This window comes from Deltaproteobacteria bacterium (assembly GCA_021737785.1).
In the GTDB taxonomy this organism is placed as follows: Bacteria; Desulfobacterota; DSM-4660; order Desulfatiglandales; family Desulfatiglandaceae; genus AUK324.
In genome coordinates, this window is sequence record JAIPDI010000006.1 from 44,727 (window position 1) to 62,329 (window position 17,603).

21 protein-coding genes are annotated in these 17,603 nt (G+C 50.3%); all 21 read right to left on the reverse strand.

The annotated features are described in order from the left end of the window. Positions 1 to 12 precede the first annotated feature (12 nt). Positions 13 to 282, reverse strand: a complete 270-nt coding sequence (fliQ, locus tag K9N21_04895; GenBank protein MCF8143240.1) for a flagellar biosynthesis protein FliQ — start codon at positions 280 to 282, stop codon at positions 13 to 15. 22 nt (positions 283 to 304) lie between these two features. Continuing rightward, entirely contained in the window at positions 305 to 1,033 is a 729-nt protein-coding gene (fliP, locus tag K9N21_04900) for a flagellar type III secretion system pore protein FliP (protein MCF8143241.1), read from the reverse strand. Between the two features lie 317 nt (positions 1,034 to 1,350). Next, positions 1,351 to 1,725 carry a flagellar biosynthetic protein FliO gene (locus K9N21_04905; GenBank protein MCF8143242.1) on the reverse strand — a complete coding sequence of 125 codons (375 nt, stop codon included), beginning with the start codon at positions 1,723 to 1,725 and terminating at the stop codon, positions 1,351 to 1,353. Then, positions 1,722 to 2,048, reverse strand: coding sequence for a flagellar motor switch protein FliN (gene fliN / locus K9N21_04910; protein MCF8143243.1), 327 nt, complete (start codon positions 2,046 to 2,048; stop codon positions 1,722 to 1,724). The genes K9N21_04905 and fliN overlap by 4 nt, the downstream gene beginning before the upstream one ends. A gap of 56 nt (positions 2,049 to 2,104) precedes the next feature. Further along, positions 2,105 to 3,100 (reverse strand): flagellar motor switch protein FliM, encoded by a 996-nt coding sequence (gene fliM, locus K9N21_04915; protein ID MCF8143244.1) that lies wholly within the window; start codon positions 3,098 to 3,100, stop codon positions 2,105 to 2,107. A 12-nt stretch (positions 3,101 to 3,112) separates the two neighbouring features. Further along, a complete protein-coding gene (locus tag K9N21_04920; protein MCF8143245.1) occupies positions 3,113 to 3,577 on the reverse strand; it encodes a flagellar basal body-associated FliL family protein in 465 nt (154 codons plus the stop codon). Between the two features lies 1 nt (position 3,578). Further along, complete coding sequence (locus K9N21_04925) at positions 3,579 to 4,289, reverse strand: flagellar motor protein MotB (GenBank protein MCF8143246.1); 711 nt, start codon at positions 4,287 to 4,289, stop codon at positions 3,579 to 3,581. Next, a complete protein-coding gene (locus tag K9N21_04930; protein ID MCF8143247.1) occupies positions 4,286 to 5,050 on the reverse strand; it encodes a flagellar motor protein MotB in 765 nt (254 codons plus the stop codon). The genes K9N21_04925 and K9N21_04930 overlap by 4 nt, the downstream gene beginning before the upstream one ends. Then, on the reverse strand, positions 5,050 to 5,850 hold the full coding sequence (locus K9N21_04935) for a motility protein A (GenBank protein MCF8143248.1): 801 nt from the start codon (positions 5,848 to 5,850) through the stop codon (positions 5,050 to 5,052). The genes K9N21_04930 and K9N21_04935 overlap by 1 nt, the downstream gene beginning before the upstream one ends. A gap of 673 nt (positions 5,851 to 6,523) precedes the next feature. Further along, on the reverse strand, positions 6,524 to 6,751 hold the full coding sequence (locus tag K9N21_04940; GenBank protein MCF8143249.1) for a flagellar FlbD family protein: 228 nt from the start codon (positions 6,749 to 6,751) through the stop codon (positions 6,524 to 6,526). A gap of 60 nt (positions 6,752 to 6,811) precedes the next feature. Next, positions 6,812 to 7,582: a flagellar hook basal-body protein gene (locus tag K9N21_04945; protein ID MCF8143250.1), complete on the reverse strand. Its 771-nt coding sequence runs from the start codon at positions 7,580 to 7,582 to the stop codon at positions 6,812 to 6,814. Positions 7,583 to 7,632: 50 nt separating this feature from the next. Continuing rightward, positions 7,633 to 8,310, reverse strand: coding sequence for a flagellar hook assembly protein FlgD (locus K9N21_04950; GenBank protein ID MCF8143251.1), 678 nt, complete (start codon positions 8,308 to 8,310; stop codon positions 7,633 to 7,635). Between the two features lie 107 nt (positions 8,311 to 8,417). Further along, entirely contained in the window at positions 8,418 to 10,424 is a 2,007-nt protein-coding gene (locus tag K9N21_04955) for a flagellar hook-length control protein FliK (protein ID MCF8143252.1), read from the reverse strand. Positions 10,425 to 10,928: 504 nt separating this feature from the next. Then, complete coding sequence (gene fliJ, locus K9N21_04960) at positions 10,929 to 11,330, reverse strand: flagellar export protein FliJ (protein ID MCF8143253.1); 402 nt, start codon at positions 11,328 to 11,330, stop codon at positions 10,929 to 10,931. A gap of 121 nt (positions 11,331 to 11,451) precedes the next feature. Further along, the gene (fliI, locus tag K9N21_04965) at positions 11,452 to 12,777 is read right to left on the reverse strand and encodes a flagellar protein export ATPase FliI (protein ID MCF8143254.1); all 1,326 of its coding nucleotides are present in this window, start codon (positions 12,775 to 12,777) and stop codon (positions 11,452 to 11,454) included. A gap of 11 nt (positions 12,778 to 12,788) precedes the next feature. Continuing rightward, positions 12,789 to 13,550 carry a hypothetical protein gene (locus K9N21_04970; GenBank protein ID MCF8143255.1) on the reverse strand — a complete coding sequence of 254 codons (762 nt, stop codon included), beginning with the start codon at positions 13,548 to 13,550 and terminating at the stop codon, positions 12,789 to 12,791. After that, positions 13,543 to 14,523 (reverse strand): flagellar motor switch protein FliG, encoded by a 981-nt coding sequence (fliG, locus tag K9N21_04975; protein ID MCF8143256.1) that lies wholly within the window; start codon positions 14,521 to 14,523, stop codon positions 13,543 to 13,545. The genes K9N21_04970 and fliG overlap by 8 nt, the downstream gene beginning before the upstream one ends. Positions 14,524 to 14,578: 55 nt before the next feature. Then, positions 14,579 to 16,192 carry a flagellar M-ring protein FliF gene (gene fliF, locus K9N21_04980; GenBank protein ID MCF8143257.1) on the reverse strand — a complete coding sequence of 538 codons (1,614 nt, stop codon included), beginning with the start codon at positions 16,190 to 16,192 and terminating at the stop codon, positions 14,579 to 14,581. A 174-nt stretch (positions 16,193 to 16,366) separates the two neighbouring features. Continuing rightward, positions 16,367 to 16,669, reverse strand: a complete 303-nt coding sequence (gene fliE / locus K9N21_04985) for a flagellar hook-basal body complex protein FliE (protein ID MCF8143258.1) — start codon at positions 16,667 to 16,669, stop codon at positions 16,367 to 16,369. A gap of 6 nt (positions 16,670 to 16,675) precedes the next feature. Then, positions 16,676 to 17,113 (reverse strand): flagellar basal body rod protein FlgC, encoded by a 438-nt coding sequence (flgC, locus tag K9N21_04990; GenBank protein MCF8143259.1) that lies wholly within the window; start codon positions 17,111 to 17,113, stop codon positions 16,676 to 16,678. 2 nt (positions 17,114 to 17,115) lie between these two features. After that, entirely contained in the window at positions 17,116 to 17,532 is a 417-nt protein-coding gene (gene flgB, locus K9N21_04995; GenBank protein MCF8143260.1) for a flagellar basal body rod protein FlgB, read from the reverse strand. Between the last annotated feature and the right edge of the window lie 71 nt (positions 17,533 to 17,603).

A 17,603-nucleotide genomic window follows, 5' to 3' on the forward strand; every position in this document is an offset into this window, starting at 1 on the left:
CTCATCGCTTTGTCAGCGGGCAAAAGTGGGAATGTTTAAAAAAATATTCTGTGTAAAATCGATAACGACCTCAAGCATCCATGGGAAAAAAATCAGGAGCGCAACCCCGACTGCCAGCATCTTGGGTATGAACACCAAGGTCATTTCATTGATCTGTGTGGCGGCCTGAAACATACTCACCAGAAGGCCTACGATCAGGCCGGCGCCCAGCATCGGCGCAGCCAACAGCATGGCGATCTTCAGGGCCTCTATGAAGAAACCGGTTACGAAATCAGGACTCACGTCAACACCTCCTTACCGGCGGTTATTCAAAGCTTTTTACCACTGATCCGACAATCAAGTACCAACCATCGGCCAGAACAAACAACATCAATTTAAAAGGGAGTGACACCATGATAGGCGGGAGCATCATCATCCCCATGGAAAGAAGGACGCTTGCGACAACCATATCAATCACAAGGAACGGGACATACAGGAGCATGCCTATCTGAAACGCCGTCTTCAGCTCACTGATGATAAAGGAGGGGATCAGTACCATTGTCGGCACATCCTCCACACTTTTGGGTCGTTCCACCCCTGCGATATCCACAAACAGGGCCATATCCTTCTCCCTGGTCTGCTTTATCATGAATTTTCTCAGAGGGATGATTGCAGCGTCCAATGCCTCTTCATTGCTGATCCGCTTTTCCATGTAAGGCTGGATCGCATTCTGGTTAACCTCCGTCCAGACAGGCGTCATGATGAAAATGGTGAGAAAGAGCGACAATCCTATAATAATCTGGTTCGGGGGGCTCTGCATCGTCCCCAACGCCCTCCTGAGAAGGGAGAGGACGATCACTATGCGCGTAAAGGAGGTGAGGGTGATAAGGATTGCAGGGGCCAGGGATAATACGGTTAGCAGAAGAAAGATTTGAAGGACAACCGATACCTGATCGTTGCTTCCGGTCCTGTCCAAACCGATGTTTAGAAGAGACATCCCCCCTGGCGGGGTTGCCCCCCAGCACACCGTGTCCGGGATGGCGGCAAGGGCCATAAGAAGACATAGTGCAATCGCCAAGAATCTCAAGTGGATCCCCCTGTCGCCCCCAAATTTTTTAACGTCTCTGCCATTAATGATCATGATGAGGGTTTCAATACCCGATACTCCAAAAGCCTGCGAGGGCTCAACCTTACAGCCCGGTTCCTTTTAAGATTACAGCGCCGTTTCACCGCCAATGGAGGGCTTTATGGATAACCACTCCCTGCAATGCGCCCGGTGGTAATTTTTTTTGCTGAATGGCAGGATGCATAATGAACACAGACAACTCGTGACGATTCCGACAGGTTATCCGGAAGATGTTCCCCCCCAAACTAACGCCCTTCCTTTTTGTATCGTGATTTTATCTTGTGAATATGATCGGAAAACGACCACCCCATCGGCTCGTTCTCAGCAGCAGTCAGCTGTTGCATGAGTTCCGCATCGTCGATTTTGGTCAGAAGGCTGATACGATCGTTCGTAATTCCCAAAACCAGCACTGCACCGGGGACCTCAACGAGTGAGATGCTTTTTTTGACGCCGACATAGCTGTTTGCCAGGACCCGGATCATTTTCCCCTTTGCCTGGCCCTCCCTCCGGCCAATCATCTTTTTCACAAGGTAGAGAGAGACAATCAGGCCGCCCAGCAATACGCCAAAGACGATGAACATCTTAATGGCGGTAGCGATTAGATCAGGCGGCTGATTCATTTCAGTTTCTCGACCCTTTCGGTCGGGCTCACAATCTCGGTTATTCGGATCGCATATTTATCTTTGACCACAACGACCTCCCCCTTGGCAATCAACTGCCGGTTGGCCAGGATATCAAGGGTCTGCCCTGCGGACTTCGTAAGCTCGACAATGGATCCCTGGGCCAGTTTGAGAAGTTCACTGACCACCATTTCCGTTCGCCCGAGTTCTACGGTGACCTGCAAGGGGATATCCAGGACGAAGTCCAGCTTTACAGCGGCTGAAGCACCCGGTTCACTTCCCTGGCCTGGAACTTCGTACGATTCTTTGGCTTTCTCATTCATATTGCGCCCCGTCTCCCGGCAGTATAGGCTCTCCCATCGACTGCCTGATGCTTACCCTACTTTTCCTCGCCCTGGGTGTTAAACAGCTCCGTGACTTGGACGGCCCGATTTCCGGCCACAACGCCCGGGATGCCCAACATCTTCGGAATCTTCTCAATCATGACGGCAATCGGACTTTGGGGTCCTGTATTCAGCCTGATTACATCGCCTTCCTTGAGGTTGAGAACATCCCTCACCCGCCATGAAGATTTACCTAATTCAACAGACAGCGTTACCTCCGTATCGCTTAAGAGCTTTTGCAGTTGCATATTCCATGCATTTTCCAGTTCCGCTTCTCTGATATTCCGATAAGAAAGCTTGTCCTTGATCGGCTCCAGCAATAGGTAAGGGATGCATAGCCACAGCTGGCCTGAAAACTCATCTAATGATACGGAAAACGCCACCGCAATAACCAGATCACTTGGGGCAACCAGACGCACGAATTGCTGTTTTGTCTCACTTTTTCCTAACGACATCCGCAGGTTCTTGACAAATTCCCACGATTTTTCAAGATCTTTGAGTGTCTCGATGGTGAACTTTCGCATCACCCGTTGTTCAATAAGGGTGAAGTCCCTCTCCTGAGAGACCATTGATTTACCGGTCCCCCCGAACATGCAATCGATGAGAAAAAAGACGAGGTTGGGCTCAATTACCAGCAATGCGGACCCGATGAGCGGCTCCATTCGAAACGTATGGAAGCTTGAAGGGTTGGGAAGCCCCTCCAGGAAATCCCCGAATTTGACCATCTCAGTGGAGGCCAGAGTGGTGTCGATGGGGGCCCTGAAGGATGTTGACAACGAACTGCGAAAAAAATTGGCAAATCTGTCAAACACCTCATCGAGAACATCGAATTGCTCCCGCATCATGATATTCTGAGATGTCAGGTCATAGACCGGAATCTGCGTCGGGGAGCTTTCCGCTTCTTCTTCACTGACCTCCAGATCGACATCCCCTGCCTTCATGGAAGACAGGAGGGCATCCACTTCTTCCTGGCTCAGTATCTGGTCAGCCATCTAAATCCCCCTCTATTGGACCACAAACTCTTGAAAAAAAATATTCGTTATCTTACCTTCCTGCAATATTTCATTCAATGCAACGATGAGACTGCTTCTGAGCGCATGTTTGCCCTCCACACTTTGAATCTCTTTATAGGTTTTGGTGGGAAGGATCATCAATATTCGATCGCGAATCTCAGGCACCTTTTTTTCCAGGGATACGAGCAAATCCTTATCGCTGAACTCCAGGACGATTCTTGTACTGAAGTATCGTTTTCCTCCTGGATCAGCCAGATTCACTATAAAGCTTTCCAATGGAAAATTGATCTTATTTTTGTTAATTTCCGATTTTTTTGCACTGTCTTTACTTTCTTCAGTGCCCGTATCCCTTTCAGAATCGGATCCTTTGCCCTGAAAATAGAAAAAGCCCCCGCTTCCGACGATGGCTGCTATCAGCAGTCCGCTTACCAGTATGATCAGCTTTTTTTTCGACATCTCATCCTTCCTCGTTCGTTACCAAAACGATCTCCACCCTCCGGTTCCTGGCCCTCTGTTCCGGCGTATCATTCGGCTCGATGGGCCTCAATTCCCCGTATCCGACTGCCGACAACCGCTCGGGGGCGATATTTCCCTCTTGGATAAAGTATCTGGCGATATTTACCGCCCTTGCAGCCGATAGCTCCCAGTTTGAATCGAATTTCTCCGTAAAGATGGGAACATTGTCCGTATGCCCTTCCACGCGTACCCGGCACCAACGGGCCTTGATAATCTTGGTCAACTCGTTCAAAACCGGAAAGGCGTCAGGGCTGATACTGGCAGAACCCGATTCAAAGAGGGCCCTCCCGTCAAGCGTCATCACCTGATCCTTTCCCCTGAATCGAACCTCCGTGCCCTCGAATGATTTGAGGGCCTCGATGTAATCCTCAATGCTTTCTTCTCCCTCGGGAATCATCTTCCCTTTGATTCTCCCCATACGTGAACCCTTGTCGCCGAATGATTCAATGACCCCCACAGGCGCTCCCTCTCCCTTGTCGAGGACGCCGAGGCCTTTCATTACAGAGAACTGAAATTGCTTGAGCTTTGCCACATCCGTGGTCGCCATGGTAAACAGAAGAACAAAAAAAACCATCAAGAGGGTCACCAGATCATTGAAGGTGGTCAGCCATCCGCTGGCGTTTCCCTCCTCTTTTAATCGACGACGGCTCATTTAGGACCATCCTCCTTGAGGGCATCGTCAATGGTCGTGTTCTCTTTATCTAATGTAAAAATAATTTCCACCCGCCTGTTTTGTGCGCGGAGTTCCGGGCTTTCATTTGAAACGATCGGTTGGAACTCTCCAAACCCTGCTGCAGAGAGCCGTTCTGCTGAGATTCCCGGGATTTCCAGAAAATATCGCAAGACATTGACTGCACGTGCGGTAGACAATTCCCAGTTTGAAGGGAACCTGTGTGTGTGGATAGGAAGAGCATCGGTATGGCCCCGTATTTCTACGGAGTAAGACCCCTTGGATATGATGGCCCCTATCTTGTCCAAAAGGGGAAAGGCGTCTGATGAAATCTCCGCAACCCCCAGGTTAAACACGGCCTTATCCGCCAACCGGACCACAAGGCCATTGCGTAAGGAGGTAAAGGAAAGCTCTTCTGCCAATCCAAGCTCATCCACGGCACTCTGGATTTCTTGAAAAATCAAAGCCATTTCACCCTGATCAAAAGCAATATCCGGCAGGGAATGGCGGGACTGGTCTCCGGGACGGACCTTGACGCCACCTGGCATGACACTTACTGCACGCGTAAAGGACGCAACAAAGTGTTCCACCTTTGACTTTTCAATCGTCGAAAATGAGCACAGCATGATGAAAAAACAGAGCATAATGAGGATGAAGCCGGTATAGACGACTTCCCATCCTGGTCCAGAGGCCTCCCCCGATCTCTTTCGGGTGTTTCCGGCGTCTTCTGCCATCGTCCGCATCACTCACTCCCGTCGCTTTTCTCTTGCTCCGCTGGGTCTTCACCAACAGGGACCTTTGTGCTCTTGGGCAGGAAGGCCCTCAATTTCTGTTCAATAACCCGATGGTTATCGCCTGATTGGATGGACATGATGCCCTCGAGCACAAGTTCCTTCAGAAAGATCTCCTCCTTGCTCCGCGTCTTCAATTTGGCGGCAATAGGGAGAAAAAGGAGGTTGGCCAGAAGCGTTCCATAAAATGTGGTTAGGAGGGCGACCGCCATCGGGGCGCCTATGGAACTGGGGTCTTCCATCTGCATGAGCATCTGGACCAGACCGATAATGGTTCCCAGCATGCCGACGGCCGGGGCATAAGAACCCATGCTGACAAATATTTCGGCACCCAGGGAGTGACGTTCCTCCACATAGGATATCTCGGTTCTGAGAACATTCGCTATTGCCTGGGATTCCACCCCATCGATGGCAAGTTCCAGACCCTTCACAAAAAAGGGATCATCAATGTCCTTCAGCTTTGATTCAAATGAGAGAATCCCCTCTTTCCGGGCAAGTTTGCCGAACTCAATCATCATGTTGATAACTTTATCCGTCGACTGGGAGCGATGAAAAAAGACATTCATGACGATCTTGAACACGCCTAGGATCTGCGCAAGAGGATAACTGAGCAGTGTGGCACCCATGGTCCCCCCGATGACGATCATCAAGGAAGGTCCGTTAATGAACCAGGCCCCTGAACCGCCAAGCAGAATAGCGCTGACTACCAGCACACCGGAAAAAAGAATGCCGGCGAATGTAGCAAGATCCAACTGAATATCCTCCTTTACACGTGGATTGCACGATACATTAAGCAAGCATCGTGCCATGAATTGAGCATCCCTTTCACGGCAGGAGGGCGTCCACCCCAATCTTAAGATGACATGAAGTTTTTGGAAATCAGGTGAAGATTGTCCTCAGGGACACGGCATGGAGGCGTGGTGGGTAAAGGATTCCAGGATATCTTTCCCCGGGATTCCTTAACAATAGAAATGTTCCTTGTTTTCAGCCGGGCATGACAAGCTTTGGTTCAGAAACTCATACCTGTTTCTGAACTATTGAACAGGCTCAAATCACGCAACACCCGCCGATCCAATGCGACCGTTAATCAGAGGATATCCCCAAGCCTGTCAAAGTCATATTTTTTGGCAATTGTCATCGAATTGACGTTTTCGTAAGGAAAGTATTCTTCCTGACGGCAAGGGGAGGACCGCAGGATTGCCCGGGGGTGCGCCTAAAGGCCCGGCGGATCGCCTTTTACTGAATAGTAAAGAGATCTGGGCCAGAGGCCCCGGCTTTACGCTCGACTCATGGCTTCGCCATCACGATTTCTAGGGCGTCACGAGCAACAGAACCGTTATGGTTCTGACCTGGCCCAGAGGGCCAGGGTTTCCATGGTGCACTGAATATGGATCTTCTCTTTATATCGAAGACGCACAGGAATATTCATACCGCATTTTCCGCATTCTCTTCGGCATATAAGTGATCCCCATCGCTGTGGATGGTACGCTGATATGCCAAGATCCTCCTGGAGATCTCTTCCACCGGCTCCTTTACCATCATCCTGTCATGGGTGGTAAAGGTGATGATCGTATCGGGGGTTGCCCTTAAAGACTGAATCATTTCCACATTTAACACCATCAGGGTATTATCTAACCGGGTTACCTGAATCATGATGCGTTCTCCCAATTCAAGAAAATTGTTGTCACTTATGCGAATGATATTTTCTCATCATTACCGTTTAATGCTAAGCAGCTGCTGCAGCACCTCATCACTTGCCGTAATGACCTTGGCCGCGGCCTGATAAGATCGCTGGGTGGTGATCATTTTGCCGAACTCCGATGCCAGATCCACATTGGACATCTCCAGCGAATAGCTGCTGAGGCTTCCTTTTCCTGCACTTCCAGGCGCCCCTGTGGACGCCTCCCCCGACGCATCCGTGGTTGTATACAGATTCCTGTCCATAGCCGCCAGTCCCCAGTTGCACGGGAATGTGGCCAGTGTAATGGTTCCCACCTCCGTCCCAGCTGTGCTGCCCGTACTATATGAGGTGATAACTCCCGCACTGGAGATTGAGATGCTTGTTGTCCCGGTGGTATCCGTGAGCTGCAGGTCGCCGTCCACCCCCTGGACCTTGTATCCGTTATTGTCAACCAGGTATCCTTCCTTGTCAAAATGGAAGGTTCCCGCCCTCGTGTAAAATTCGTTTCCGTTTTCATCCGTTACCACGAAAAAACCGTTTCCGTTGATCGCAAGGTCTGTGGCGTTAGACGTAGACTGAATCGAACCCTGGGTCCAGTCACGACTCAATTTTTGCACGGTGACACCGGAGCCCACCTCCTGTCCGCTATATCCCCCCACAGACTGGCTCAGGAGATTTGCAAAATCCATCCTGCTGCCTTTGAACCCGGTGGTGCCCACATTCGCGATATTGTCTCCTATGACGCCCATTGCCTGCGTATTGGCCTGCAATGCCGTTATTCCGGAAAATAGTGATTTTATCATCAGCAATTCCTCCCTTACTTTTTAACTGTCTGTTTAAAAACGCTTCTGCCCTAGTCTATCCGTATCATATCCTCAGCATCATCTGGGACCTGATTGATCTTGATGACGCTGCTCAAGGGGATTTCAATATCCCCGATCAGCAGATATGTCATCCCGTCACCAAAAGTTGCACCCGTAACTATCCCCTTTATCAAGGAGGTAGATTCAACGATGTTTCCACCCGTGTCCACGGCCTGAATGTCTACGGTATATTTTCCGTCGGGAACCATATTTCCGTTGTCATCTCTCCCATCCCATGCCAGGGTCTGTCTTCCTTCGCCCAAGGGACCGACTTGCATGGTCCTGACATACACTCCGTCGGAATTACTAATGGAGGCAAATACGGCTGTGGCATCCGAAGCAAGATTAAAACGTATTGCATCCGCAGCCCCATCCTCGACTTTCACGATCGTGCCCAGGGCCTCCACTTCACGGTCGATCAGATTCGACGCATCTGAGAGCTTTGCAGTCAAATCATCTAATTTGTCGTTGATATTCTGTAGCTGTTCCAGGGAACTGAACTGGGCAAGTTGTGAAATATACTCTGTACTGTCCATCGGGTCCAGCGGATCCTGGTTCTGGAGCTGGGTAATAAGCAGCTTCATGAATTCATCTTTCCCGAGACTCCCGCCTACCTCGTAAGAAGAGTTGTTGTTCGCTGTGACGCCTGAAATTCCTGAAACGGTCATATTAGGTCATCTCCTCTCTCAAAACACTCAGTTTTCCCCATCACCGATCTCTCACAATTCTGCGTCAGAGGACGATTGTCGTCGGCCCCACTAACGTCCTTCTTCTCTCATGCAAACAGATTGATGGCGCCATTGCCGGACAATGGCAGTCGTGTCCAATCATCTCTTTCCGCGTCGGGCGCTGACGAGATTTCCTTTGCCCGCCCCCCTTGTCGAAAGGCCTTTTTCATCTTCTTTGATCCGGAAAAACCCTGCTCCACCCCACTTTTGTCCGAACCCTGCGAAAGAGAGACCTCAAATTTGTCAATTTCGAGGCCATGGCCATGAAGTTCGGCCTTGAGTTGATGGACATTGTTTTCAATCATCTCTTTGGCCAGGGGGAGTTCTGTCAGGATCCGGATGGTGACCTGGTGATTCTCTGTGGATACCTGGACCTTGACCTCCCCTAAGGATTCAGGTTTCAGCGCAATCCTGAATTCCTGCTGGCCGTTTCGTAAATTCAGGGACGCCTTTTCAACAAATTGCCGCACCCCACTTTCCTTGAAGGATTGCCTGACCATTTCCGTTTCTGCGAAACGGGGGATGTTCCCCGGAATTTTTGCAGAAGAGGACGTGTTGCCTGCAGAGAGCGTGGGATTATCTGAAGTGCTTGTTTCAGATTTTGAAACGCTCCTATCAAATCCCTGTTCGCCGGTGAGGGAGGATACCCTGCTTGCGAACTTGGCCGCCCCGGTCTCTTCCCTGTTTTTTTCCCCTGTCATTTCCACCCTCTGTTCCCCGGACCCGAGCTTGGAAGTGTCCCTCTTCTCCCGGCCATCCCGGGGAAGATCAAATCTCGAGGCCCTATTCCCGTTGCGGTCTTTCCGGGTTTCTCTAAGTTCACCCGCACCCGTAGGGTATCTCGATCCGGTCTGGCGTGGTTTGGACGCTGATTCCACGGAAGCCGCACTTTTTTTCGATGACTCCGCTGAATGCCTTCCAGACCCTTCCCTCCCCTGCGCAGAAAATGCGCCAGGAGAAATAAATCCTCCCCTGTGGGCTAACGCCTCATTGAAATGTGTCTTCAGCCATCCCCTTTCACTCCCCTGGACAGGCGATCCGGCCCCATGCGAATCGTTTGCTTTTGAATAGCCGATTTCCCCTTTTCCTGTCCCTGTCTCTGTATTGGAATGGCCATCGATCTTTACCTGAGAACCCGACCCGGAAACTGGGGTTCCCTTGTCTTTCGCCCCGGCCGTCTCCATCTTCAGGTCAGAGAGGCCACCTTTTCCTGCCTCAGCATTGATCCGGCCACCGACTCTTTCTGAAGAACCCGACCCGGAAACCGGGATTCCCTTGTCTTTCGTCCCTGTCGTCTCCGTCTTCAGATCAGTACGTCTGCTTTTTGCTGTCTCTGTATTGACCTGACCATCGATTTTTCCGGATGACCCTGACCCTGAAACAGCGATTGAAATTCCCTTGTCTTTGGTCCCGGCCGTCTCCATCTTCAGATCAGTATGTCCGTTTTTTACCGACATTGCACTGACCTGACCATGGAAATGCCTAACCGGCCGTTTACCGGCCGAACCGGCTTCACCCTCTGTTTGCCGGGTGGAACCGGAGCTTTTTTTCGCCGGAGATGTCTCTGAAAAAATGAGAGCGGTTTTGGGATTTCCATTTTCAGCCGATGCTATTCGTCTTTCCGGTTCCAGAATCGCCGGCCTGCCGGCCTTGAGGGTTTCCCATTCTTTGACGTCCCCTGCTTTTGCGTAATCTGAAAATGCCCGTTCTTTTGTCCCGGAATCCACAATTGCAGGGGTAGCGGATACATTTTCACCATCCATCTGAGTTGACGCCAGACCGACGGGCGCGGAAATCCCATTTTCCTCATCCGTTCGCTTGGAATCAGTTCCGGCCCCGGCCTCCATTTCATCCCCAGGCTCCAATGACCGGTCACCCATATCATCATCCTGCGGTCTTCTTCCGTTCAATTGATCGTCGATTTCAGAGGAACCATCATCTCGATGGTGGGACACTTCCATAAAAGTGGAATGGAAATCTACCTGTCCCCTGGAAGTCTCATCCTCCGAATAAAACTCGCCGAACATGTCTCCTGTCTTCCCCATTTTGTGCATTGCACTTTCCGAAGACGCACTTGTTTGCTCTTTAATCAGGAAAAATTCTGTCAGCATTTTATTGATTTCCATTCCCCTTGGCGAAATTTATTCGTGTTGTTGCTCTCATAATGCAACGTGAGTGCCAATTGGTCAGAGGTGGCCTACCCGCATATGAGAAGCAGACCCTTCAGATCGTCAAAGTCGTTTTAACACACTGTAATAACGATTAATATCTCCACATCACCCGTATTTGAATTCTTTGCACCTGGGATATTTGACCGGACTCTGGTAAACCCTGGAGCCTCCTTGCGGCAAAAGATGCCCTTTTGAGGGTAAACTTTTGCCGGATCAAAAATGGACCTTTCTTTGGGCTGGATCGTGCACGCCAGGATTGCGAAGGGGGGGGCATGTCAGACGTGTAAAGAGGGCGTGCTTTGGGACTTTCCCGTGCTGCAGTAGATCGATATCCACATAAGGGGTACCGACAGTCGTTCTATGGACCAGGCAGAAGGGAAGATTGGATTATTGAGGCTGTTTTCTCAGATTGAACCCGCTGACTGCAATTTCGCTCATGAGGATCTGTTCTTTTCGGTCCAGTTCTCTCCTGTATGTTTCCAGTTCCTTTTCTTTCAGTCTATCCAGGATCTTTCGGTCCTTCATGGCTTCAACCAGCGCGCTCATTTTTTGACGAAGTTGATTTTTTAATTCAATAATTCTGTGGATGTTTCGATCTCGGTCTATTGAGATTTGTTTGATGTATCTATCATACAATATAATATCCGAAACCATGACTCCGGCCTTCTGTTTCTCCTGAAGCGCTTCCAGATTCTGCATGATGACCTTCTCACGCCTCGCCAGCTTTTCTTCCTCCAGAAGGAGTTCCTTCTTGCATTTAGCAAATTCCTTCTGCAATGCGTCTTCCATGTGCTTTCGATGGGTCAAAACGGTTTCTAAACTGAATCTGTACATGCTGGCCTGGAATTGGAGGGATGTCGAGGTTTCTGTTGTCTATCTTGATAAGTAGAAACGCCTGTTTCCGAATCGCTCATGACGAATTTTCAAACATGGTGCACAGTTTCTGAATACTATCCTCAAATCTTTCCCTTTCCTCTATACCCTGTCTCAAGTACCCATTTGCCTGATCGATCATTTTTATTGCATAATCGATCTTGGGGTTGCTGCCCGCAGCATATGCGCCGATGTTTATAAGATCCTCGGCCTTCCGATAGGTGGCCAGAACTTCCTTCAGACGGGCGACCGACTCCTTGTGTGCTTTGCTTGAGATATCGCCCATCAACCTGCTCACGCTGTTCAAGATGTCGATGGCGGGATAATGGTTTTGTGCAGCGAGATCCCGTGACAGGACGATATGCCCGTCCAGGATGGCCCTGACAGCATCCGCAACAGGCTCATTCATGTCGTCTCCTTCAACCAGGACCGTATACAGACCCGTAATGGTACCGGAACCGGAACATGTTCCTGCCCTTTCCAGGATCTGAGGCAACAAGGTAAAAACAGACGGGGTGTAGCCTTTGGTGGTGGGCGGCTCTCCAACGGCGAGGCCCACTTCTCTTTGGGCCATGGCAAACCGGGTGACCGAATCCGTCATAAGGATCACGTGCTTCCCCATATCCCGGAAATATTCAGCGATGGTTGTGGCCACAAAAATTCCTCGCATCCTTACAAGGGGCGGGCTATCGGATGTGGCGACGACAACCACGGATCTTTTCAGGCCTTCTTTCCCAAGTTCCCTCTGGATAAATTCATTCAGTTCTCTCCCTCTTTCTCCGATCAATGCAATGACGTTCACATCCGCACTGGTATTCCGGGCGATCATCCCCAGCAGCACGCTCTTCCCAACGCCGGACCCTGCAAAAATACCCATCCTCTGGCCGCACCCGATGGTCAGGGCGCCATTTATCGCCCGGATCCCAAGATCCAATGGCTGACGAATCCGTTTCCTCAAAAATGGATTCATCGGTTTTGCATAGATGGGGTACATGGCCTTTGTCGCAACAGGACCTCTGTTATCGATGGGATTGCCGAGCCCATCAACAATCCTTCCCAGGAAACCCTCGCCCACGCCGATTACGGCCTGTTGTTCTCTGGCGACCACGCGACCCCCTGGCGCAATTCCTCGGATATCGCCAAAGGGCATTAAGAGGACCCGATTTTCTCTGAACCCTACAACCTCAGCCTTGACTTTAAGAGCGTTTCCCTTAAGATAAATATCGCAGACGCCGCCAAGCCTGCATGCAGGCCCTTCTGCTTCTGCAATGAACCCCACAACCTTTGTGATCCTTCCGCTTTCGGTTATTGGGCTGACCGCGTCGACGATCGAATGATAGGCTTCCAGATGTAATAATCCCATGTCTCGCCCGCTCAGCGCGCCCTTGTTCCTTCGTGAAGCAGAGCTCTCAGAGACTCTTCAACAGTCTGAAGCTGGCTTTCCATCCTGGCGTCAATATCCCCGAAATCGGTTTCAATAACGCATTCCCCCCGGCATATACCGTCTCCAGGTTCGAGAACGACAAGCCCCTTCCCTTTACTCAGGCCGGACACATCAAATCCAGCGTCGTTAATGACCTGAATATCCGAGGGATGAATCTTGACGTGGATCTCCTTCTGGTCGCCCACCTTTTTGAATGCCTCCCGCAACACCCGGAAGATGGTGGCATGATCTACAGAGACTTCATGACACACGATTTTTCTGGCTATCCTGAGGCCAAGTTCCACTGCCTCCCTTTCAGCATCCTGATAAAGTTCTTTTTTGGCAGCGTCGAGTTCCGCCAAAACCATGCGTAACGCCTTTAGGGTTTCTTTCAATTTTTCGTTTTGGGCTTCCTCGCCGACCTTCTGTCCCTCCACAAAACCTTTTGCATAGGCCTGTTTGCTGATCTCCTCTGATCTTGCCTCAATCGTCTCGATGGGATCTTCCGTATCTGTATCCTCATCCTCAGCCGGATCAAACATCGAAGAAAACCCCGGCGCTTCAGACATGGCCCCAAAATTGAATCTGAATCCATCTTTCTCTGGCGTATCTGACTCCAGGTCTTTGGACGGGCCCACCGGCAGGCTGGGAAAATTGTAGGAATCGGTTCCGTGCTCATCAACCCATCGGCTGTCGTTAACAGTTCTATACAATGAGCTGTTCTCCTTTCCGACCACTGATAACCACCTCACCCTGGTCTTCCATCTCCTGGATGATCCTGGTTATGGCATGCTGGGCATCTTCCACATCCTTCATCCTGACCGCCCCCAACATTTCGATCTCTTCGGTGACCATCTGAGCGGCCCGTTCAGACATGTTTGAGAAAATCTTTTGCTTTACTTCATCGGACGCAGCCTTTAAGGAAATCGCCAGTTCTTTGGACTCGACCTTTCTCAGAACCTTTTGCAGACCCTTGTTGTCAACCAGTATCAGGTCTTCAAATGTAAACATTCTTTGCTTGATCTGTGCTGCCAGTTCTGGATCAAATTCCTCGATTTCATCCAGGATCACTTCACCGGACATGGCATCGATCTGATTCAATATGTCTGCCATGAGCCCGGCCCCGCCTTTCACATGGCTCATGGAATCTTCGTTTTCCCTTAATACATCAGCGAAGATCTTTCCGATCTCATCCAGCATTCCGGCGCCGACCTTATCCAGGGTGGCGATCCTTCTCCCCACATCGGCCTTGATTTGGTCGGATAAATTGGACAGCACCGCGCTGGCCACCTCCGGGTTGACATGTACCAGGATCATAGCGATGGTCTGAGGGTGTTCCTCTCTCACCAGTTCAAGGAGATGGTCCGGTTCCAGGGCTCTCAAGGCGGAAAGGTCGGAGGTCTTTCCGGTGGGAACATCTGGCGCTTTTTCATCTGGTTCTGACGCGGGTGCCACGGGCGGGCGGCCGAGCCGCGGCGTCTTTATCCGTTCCGAAAGCTGAAGAAACTCCTCTGCGACCTTCTCCACCAGATCGGGAGATATTTCTCCCATCTGGGCGAGATGGTCTCTTACCAGCTTTCGCTCCTCGTCTTCCAGCCTGCCTAGGATTTTTTCCGACATAACATTTCCAGCAGACTGAATGAGTATTGCCGCCTTGATCGAGCCTGGCAGGTTTTTAGGGTCCATAAGCACCTGTTAATTTAAAATTTTGAATAATTAGAAACTATCGGAGCTGAGTCGTCTACGCCTTTTCTTCGCTCAACCAGCGGCGCACCAATTTGAGGGAATTCTCTTCATCCGAGGCGATCAAATTTACCGCCTTATCCTTGCTGGACGGGCTTGTTCCATATTCGTTTTCTATCTCCGAAAGGGTCTTGGGAAGCTGCACCAACATCCTCTGTTTCGGTTCGGTACCGGCGGTAAGCCACCGCAACAGGGGTCTCACCACAAACAGGAAAATGCAGAAGAGGAGCGTAACCAGAAAAATGACTTTTGCAGAAGGACCATATTGTTTTGCATATGCAAACCAACGGCCTGCGGATTCATCCTGTTCCCCTTCTCCCCACTCAGGATCAACCTTGCTGAATGGGATGTTGATCACTTCAATTTCGTCCCCCCGGTTGGAATCGAAATTCACCGCCCTCTTGACGATTTTCTGAAGCTTGGTCATCTCCTCATCAGATCTCGGCGAATATTTCCACTCGCCTTTCCCGTCCTTCCCCTCACTATAGGTACTCACGCCGTCAACCATCACGGCAGTCGATACCCTGACGATCTTTGGATAGGGTTCCACTGTGTGACTTGTCACCTTGCTGATCTCATAGTTGACGGTTCGTTCCTTTTTATTGAACGTCTCGCCGCCGGAGGATCGTGACTTTTTTTCCTGGGCCAGCGCCGCCTGTCCCTCTGTGGTATTGGAGAGAAAGCCAGGCACCCCTTTTATGCCCACTTCGGCGTCACCTGTGCTTTCATTGAGGATCTGTTCGCTTCGAACCGCCTTATCATCGGGATGATATCTCTCTTCAGTCTTCTCCTGTTTTCTGAAGTCCAAAGCGCAAGATATTCTGGCTATGGCCTTGCCTGGGCCCAAGGCTGTTTCCAGCATGGTGCGCACGCGGCTCTCCAGACCTTTTTCCATCTTTTCCTGCAATGCCAGTTGATCGGAATTTATCGGTCCCTCCGAAGCGCGATCCTTCCGTCCGGCCAGCATTTTCCCGTAATTGTCAACCACCGTCACATTTTCCGTTTTGAGACCGGAAACGCTCGATGATACCAGATGGACGATGGCTTGAACCTGGCCGTTATTCAACGTCCTGCCCGGCGCCAGTTTGAGTATGACCGATGCCGTCGCCGGCTCCTGATCTTCTACAAACAGCGATTTTGAGCCCATTACGATGTGGATTCTCGATCCCTGGACCTCATCAAATCTATCTATGGTTCGAGAAAGTTCTCCCTGCAACGCCCTTTGGTAGTTCACATTTTGAACGAACTCGCTCATCCCCAGTTTGGCATTATCGAAAATTTCAAAACCGACACCGCTGCCGAGAGGAAGGCCCTGGGACGCCAATTCAAGTCTGATTTCATATAGCTGGTCGCTCGGCACAAGAATGGCATCCCGGTTGGTCGAAACCTTGTAGGGGATCTTTTTTTCCTTCAATCGGGTCAGTATGGCCCCCGCATCCTCGGGGGTTAAATTGGAGTATAGAGGTTGAAAATCCGACTCCCCCGACCAGGTGAGCAAAAATACAAAGCCCACTATGGTGATGGATATCAAGGCCAACAGGGTAAACATCTTGGCGGGCGTCATACTCCCGAGCAGTGTCTTCAATTGCGCGGAAATCTCGTTAATGGCCATCTTTATCCTCTGCGCTATCTCTATTTAGTACCCGAACGGAAACCCGAAAAATCAAGAAACAGTAAACCATGAGAAGAGGTTCTGTTAATGTAAAATTTGTTCCATCAATTTTCACTTTTCATTTCTTGAATATTCAATGGTGCCTGAACGGTGTTTTCGTTCAGGCACTGCTATTTAGACCTGTGTTCGCATAATTTCCTGATAGGCGGCAATGACCTTGTTGCGCACCTGCATCATTAACTTGAAGGAAATGCTGGCTTTCTCCATGGCAATCATTGTCTTGTGAATATCGGTTTCTTTGCCCGAAGCAAAATCGCTGATGGCGGTGTCAGCCGTCTTTCGGAGCCGGTCTGTCCCATCTATGGCCTCTGAAAGCATACTCCCGAAGGACGCACCTTGAGAAGGTACAGGCTGCTTTCCGTATACTCCCAGGGGAATGGTTGTCTCCAGCCGATTCTTGATGGTGATATCATTCATAATCTGCTACCTCCCGATCTCCAGTGCCTTTAATGCCATATCCTTGGTGGCTTTGATCGCGGTGACATTGGCCTCGTAGCTTCGAGTGGCCGACATCATATTTACCATCTCTTCCATGAGGTTGATCCTGGGCACCTGTATATATCCTTTGTTGTCTGCATCCGGGTGCTGAGGGTCATGTTTTGAGATCGGCGGCCGGGGGTCCTCTATTATTTCGGAAACCTGAACCCCCGCCAATTTACCGGACATGGATGATTGAAGCGCATTTCCGAATGAACCGGGTAACGACTTGCTTTCAAAAACCACGTCTTTTCTTCGATAGGGTCCGCCGCCCTGGGTCCGGGTCGTATTGATATTCGCCAGATTAGTGGTGGCGATATTCATTCGAAGCCGTTGGGCAGTCATGCCCGAAGCACTGATGCGAAATGCATTCAAATAGTTCATATCTATGTACCTCCCTTGATAACTTCTTCCAATCCTCTGAATTTCCGGGAAATAATCTGTGTTAAAGCGTCATAGAGCAGATTATTCTCAGACAAATTGGCCATCTCCCTGTCGATATCGACGGAATTGCCATCCCCCCTCAAAGAAAACGCCGCTTCTGTCGCACGGCCAATCTTTCCGGACATCTCCGAGGAACGATTTTTCGAAAGGTGCGCATCGTCTGTCCTTTTCAAGGGGGGGGCCTCCCCCGTATCCGTGGATTTGGCCATCTCCTCTTCAACCATGAGATCAAAGGCCTTGTAGTTGGGCGTATCCTTATTGGCGATATTGGATACGATGAGATGATGCTTCATGGACCTCAGGTCCAAGGCCTTTTCGATAATGGGGAATGCCCCTTTGAAAAGTCTTCCCGATTCCATCGTCTGTCCCTCCTGTTCTCACGAATCCATAAATTGTGTCCGCAGGCAACCTGCCGCATTCCGGCAGCACT

Excerpts from the sequence above, each read along its gene's own strand:
- K9N21_04930 (MCF8143247.1), bottom strand. The coding sequence starts at position 5,050 with ATGCGGACGATGGCAGAAGACGCCGGAAACACCCGAAAGAGATCGGGG.
- fliP (MCF8143241.1), bottom strand. The coding sequence starts at position 1,033 with ATGGCCCTTGCCGCCATCCCGGACACGGTGTGCTGGGGGGCAACCCCG.
- fliM (MCF8143244.1), bottom strand. The coding sequence starts at position 3,100 with ATGGCTGACCAGATACTGAGCCAGGAAGAAGTGGATGCCCTCCTGTCT.
- flgB (MCF8143260.1), bottom strand. The coding sequence starts at position 17,532 with ATGGAATCGGGAAGACTTTTCAAAGGGGCATTCCCCATTATCGAAAAG.
- fliJ (MCF8143253.1), bottom strand. The coding sequence starts at position 11,330 with ATGGAAGACGCATTGCAGAAGGAATTTGCTAAATGCAAGAAGGAACTC.
- fliI (MCF8143254.1), bottom strand. The coding sequence starts at position 12,777 with ATGGGATTATTACATCTGGAAGCCTATCATTCGATCGTCGACGCGGTC.
- K9N21_04950 (MCF8143251.1), bottom strand. The coding sequence starts at position 8,310 with ATGACCGTTTCAGGAATTTCAGGCGTCACAGCGAACAACAACTCTTCT.
- K9N21_04920 (MCF8143245.1), bottom strand. The coding sequence starts at position 3,577 with ATGTCGAAAAAAAAGCTGATCATACTGGTAAGCGGACTGCTGATAGCA.
- fliE (MCF8143258.1), bottom strand. The coding sequence starts at position 16,669 with ATGAATGATATCACCATCAAGAATCGGCTGGAGACAACCATTCCCCTG.
- K9N21_04955 (MCF8143252.1), bottom strand. The coding sequence starts at position 10,424 with ATGCACAAAATGGGGAAGACAGGAGACATGTTCGGCGAGTTTTATTCG.
- K9N21_04925 (MCF8143246.1), bottom strand. The coding sequence starts at position 4,289 with ATGAGCCGTCGTCGATTAAAAGAGGAGGGAAACGCCAGCGGATGGCTG.
- K9N21_04945 (MCF8143250.1), bottom strand. The coding sequence starts at position 7,582 with ATGATAAAATCACTATTTTCCGGAATAACGGCATTGCAGGCCAATACG.
- K9N21_04940 (MCF8143249.1), bottom strand. The coding sequence starts at position 6,751 with ATGATTCAGGTAACCCGGTTAGATAATACCCTGATGGTGTTAAATGTG.
- fliF (MCF8143257.1), bottom strand. The coding sequence starts at position 16,192 with ATGGCCATTAACGAGATTTCCGCGCAATTGAAGACACTGCTCGGGAGT.
- flgC (MCF8143259.1), bottom strand. The coding sequence starts at position 17,113 with ATGAACTATTTGAATGCATTTCGCATCAGTGCTTCGGGCATGACTGCC.
- K9N21_04905 (MCF8143242.1), bottom strand. The coding sequence starts at position 1,725 with ATGAATCAGCCGCCTGATCTAATCGCTACCGCCATTAAGATGTTCATC.
- fliG (MCF8143256.1), bottom strand. The coding sequence starts at position 14,523 with ATGGACCCTAAAAACCTGCCAGGCTCGATCAAGGCGGCAATACTCATT.
- fliN (MCF8143243.1), bottom strand. The coding sequence starts at position 2,048 with ATGAATGAGAAAGCCAAAGAATCGTACGAAGTTCCAGGCCAGGGAAGT.